We start from the raw sequence: 3,931 nt of genomic DNA, 5'->3' as shown, positions 1-3,931 counted from the left end.
GCATGGGCTTGCTGGCCACCTGGGCATAGGTCACGGCGACGCCTATGAACCCGCGGCCGTGCTGGCCGTCGGCATTCTTGAAGTTCGGGTCGATCGCGATGCCCACCCGGGCAGCGGCGTCGGCCCACTGGCGCTTGAGGTGGTCGGTGGGCGCCACGATGGTCACGCGGTTGACCACCCCGGAATCGATGAGCATGGACGCCACGCGCAGGGCGAAGGTGGTCTTACCCGCGCCGGGGGTTGCGACGGCGAGGAAATCCTTGGGGTGGGTGCTGAAGTAGCTGTCCAGCGCCTCCTGCTGCCAGGCGCGCAGCTTGGGGGCGGTGCCCCAGGCGGCCCGCTCGGGATAGGCGGGGGGAAGCGTGGGTCCGCCGAAAAGTGTCTCCGTCATTAAGGCGCCCTCCATCCGCGCATGGCTGCAGCCGACGGAGAAACCCAATTAAGCACGAAAACACCAATCTTTTTGGATGGACCGTAAGGCAGTACCCGGACAGCATGGACCGGCAATCAGGAAAGCAGAAAATCAGGGGCGCGACGACGCGCCGCCATAGGGAAGCACCGTCAGAAGACGGCTAACGGAACCTGTTGGTTCCGTTGATTGCCCTTACTTGTCGCCGGAGCCCTTGCCGCCGTCGTTTCCGGGGCGCAGGCCCTCGTAGACTTCCTTGCATTCGGGGCAGACGGGGAACTTCTGCGGATCCCGGCCCGGAGTCCAGACCTTGCCGCAGAGCGCGATCACCGGTTCACCGGTCAGCGCGGATTCCATGATCTTTTCCTTGCGCACGTAGTGCGAGAAGCGCTCCCGGTCACCGGGCTCAACTTCCTGGCGCAGTTCCTCGCGCTCGATCGTGGCCGTTGACGTCCCGGCTCCGGAGAGCTCGCGCATCGGATCGTTTTCGAGAGGATCGGTCATGCTAGTCATGACACCCATCTTAGCCGTTGGAAGGGCGCTGCCGGACCTGCGCGGTGCCGGCGGCGGGGCCTAGAGGCCCTGCCAGGCGGGTTTGTGGTCGTAGCTGTGGCGGTAGTAATCCGCCAGCCGCAGCGACGACGCCGCCGCCTCGTCCAGGAGGATGGTGGCGTGCGGGTGCAACTGCAGCACGGAGGCCGCACAGATGGCGGCGACGGGGCCCTCCGCGAGGTCCCGGACGGCCTGGGCTTTTTGCGCACCGGTGGCGATCAGGATCACGTGGCGGGCATCCAGGATGGTGCCCAGGCCTTGGGTCAGGACGTGGTGCGGCACGTCGGCCAGGCTGCCGAAAAACCGTGCGTTGTCCCGGCGTGTCTGCTCGATCAGGGTCTTGATCCGCGTCCGGGACGCCAGCGACGAGCCCGGTTCGTTGAACCCGATGTGGCCGTCCGTTCCGACGCCGAGGAGCTGGAGGTCCACTCCCCCGGCGTCGCGGATGGCGTCTTCATAGGCCCGGCAGGCCGCGGGGATGTCCGCCGCCGCGCCGTCGGGCACGTGGACGTTGGCCGGACTGATGTTCACCCGTGCGGTGAATTCGCGGGCGATCACCTCGCGGTAGGACTCCGGGTGGCCGGCCGGCAGCCCCACGTACTCGTCCAGGGCGAAGGCGCGGACCCGGCTGAAATCCAGTCCGGCGCGCTCGTGCCGCGCCGCCAGTTCGACATACACCGGCAGGGGCGTGGAACCGGTCGCCAGGCCCAGGACGGCGTCGGGCTTGCGGCGGAGAAGGGCTTCCACCGCATCCGCGGCAAGCGACGCGATCCGTTTGCTGCCGGGAAGGATGACAACTTCCATGATCCTGCCTTTACTGGCCTACGTGGTGTCCGAGTCTGCGCACTCCCAGCATGCACCCGTCAGCGGTTGACGGCCAGTTGTGCCAGCAGCTCCGGCGCCCGCCGGTCCAGCCATGCTCCGCCGGTCCGGACACCGACGGCGAAGAGCGTGAGACCGAGCACGGGTCCGAGGGCCAGCGTGATCCAGCCCGGCATGGAGCTGCCGGTGATGAACTGCGCGGCCACGAGCGCCGCCTCGGGCGCCACGAGGACCAGCAGCACGGCCATGCCGCCGAACTGCACGGCGAGGGTCTGGGCCACGTTGCCCGGCGGCTTCTTGAACGGGCTGTCCCCCGGGAGCGGGACGCTCACGGTGTAGCGCGCCGAGATCACCGAGGCCAGGCCCAGGCCGGTGAAGAGGACGCCGAGGCTGAGGCCCAGGACCGCGGGCAGCTTGTCCCAGTCGCCGGTGAAGAAGAACGGCCCGACACTGAAGAGGACCGCCACCGGCAGCGCGAAGCTCAGGCACGCCAGCGCACGGCCGAGCCGGTCGTCGGCGCCGCGCACCCCGGTTGCCACGTGCAGGGCGAAGGCGGTGCTGTCATAGGAAACATCCGTGGAGATCGACCACGCCAGGAGGAAGGCCGTCAGCGGCCCGACGAACTGGAACGGGCCGTAAAACCCGCTCTGGCTGCCCTGGAAGAGGAACAGCACCGGCAGGAGCGGAACGACCACGAGCGCGCCGGCGTAGCGGGGATCGCGCAGCCAGTAGTACAGGGACCTCGCGGCGACGGCGGCGGCCGGTGTCGCCGGGAGCAGCCCGAACAGGCCCGTGCCGCCGGTCCGCCGCTTGGATGTCCCGGCGTAGGGCGGGGTCACCAGGGCGCGCTGCAGCAGGAGTTTCCACGCCAGGGCCAGGCCCGCCAGGGTGGCCGCGGCGATGAGGAATTTCACGGCCGCGGCCGCGTAGCTGCCGGCAGCCAGCTCGCCGCCGAGCGAGAAGGCCGCCCCGGCCGGCGTCCAGGACAGGGCCCGGGCCAGGCCGGTCAGGAAATCGCCGGAACCGGCGATTCCCCTCGCGATGCCCGCCACAATGGGCCCCGTGAGCACGAGCGGGATGAGGAAGGCGACGGAGCTGATGTCCTTGAAGCGCCGGGAGCTTGCCAGTCCGGCCGTGGCCGTGGTCACGACCTTGGAGAGAACGATGCAGCTCAGCACGCCCAGCACGGCACCGACGAGGGCGCCGGCTGCGGCCGGCAGGCTGCGGGACCAGGTGCCCACCGTGGCGAGCGCAACGAGTGAGGTTGCGAGACCCGGTATGCCGATCAGGCCGCCGAGCGCCAGCCCGGCCAGCAGCTTCGGCATGGGGACGGCAAAGGTGGTGAACCGGGCAGGGTCCAGCGTCATGTCCGCGGCGGAGACAGCGACGGGAATGATGGCCCAGCCCAGCAGCGCCGTGGCGCCGCCCAGGACCACCACGGTCTGGGCGAGTTCAATCTCCACCCCGCGCAGGACGAACAGCCCGGCAACGCAAACAGCCACGATTCCCAGGGCATACAGGGCGCCGATCCCGAGGCCCACCAGCTGCCACGGGCTGCGCCGGACGCTGTTGCGCAGCAGGGTCAGCTTGAGCCTCAGAAGGTGCGCAACCATTCCAGCCCTTCCGTGTGGTTCCGGCCGCCCACGAGCTGCACGAAGCGGTCCTCGAGGCTGGCGCCGGCGCGGACTTCCTCCACCGTCCCGGCGGCGAGGACCCGGCCGCCCGCGACGACTGCGACGTGGTCGCACATGCGCTGGACCAGGTCCATGACGTGGCTGGAGACGATGACCGTTCCGCCCGAGGAAACGTAGCGGTCCAGGATGTCGCGGATGTTCGCCGCGGAGATCGGGTCCACCGATTCGAACGGCTCGTCGAGGACCAGCAGCCGCGGGGCGTGGATCAGCGCCGAGGCCAGCGCGATCTTCTTGGTCATGCCGGCGGAGTAGTCCACCACCAGCGTGCCGGCGTCATTGGCCAGGTCCAGGGCAGCGAGCAGTTCCGCCACCCGGGACGCCACCATCTCCCGGTCCATCCCGCGCAGCAGGCCGGCATAGGTGGCCAGCTGCTCGCCGCTGAGGCGGTCGAACAGCCGGACGCCGTCGGGCAGGATCCGCATCAGCTTCTTGGCCTCCAGCGGATGCTGCCAGA

Annotated in this window: 5 protein-coding genes; all 5 read right to left on the bottom strand. The window is 69.4% G+C overall.

Features of this window, described 5'->3' with window-relative positions; genetic code table 11:
* On the bottom strand, nt 1-391 hold a 391-nt coding region (locus tag LQV45_RS19990; RefSeq protein ID WP_230008510.1), incomplete at its 3' end, for a DEAD/DEAH box helicase.
* A gap of 213 nt (nt 392-604) precedes the next feature.
* The gene (locus tag LQV45_RS19985) at nt 605-922 is read right to left on the bottom strand and encodes a DUF3039 domain-containing protein (protein WP_370122952.1); all 318 of its coding nucleotides are present in this window, start codon (nt 920-922) and stop codon (nt 605-607) included.
* A gap of 60 nt (nt 923-982) precedes the next feature.
* Nucleotides 983-1,765, bottom strand: a complete 783-nt coding sequence (nagB, locus tag LQV45_RS19980; protein WP_230008509.1) for a glucosamine-6-phosphate deaminase — start codon at nt 1,763-1,765, stop codon at nt 983-985.
* Between the two features lie 59 nt (nt 1,766-1,824).
* On the bottom strand, nt 1,825-3,396 hold the full coding sequence (locus tag LQV45_RS19975) for a transporter (protein ID WP_230008508.1): 1,572 nt from the start codon (nt 3,394-3,396) through the stop codon (nt 1,825-1,827).
* A partial coding sequence (locus tag LQV45_RS19970) for an ATP-binding cassette domain-containing protein (RefSeq protein ID WP_230008507.1) occupies nt 3,378-3,931 on the bottom strand: 554 nt, incomplete at its 5' end. The genes LQV45_RS19970 and LQV45_RS19975, both read right to left, overlap by 19 nt.

The organism is Microbacterium sp. Bi128, from assembly GCF_918698205.1.
Note: the sequence above shows the minus strand (reverse complement) of the source record. Positions and strands in the feature narration are given on the sequence as shown.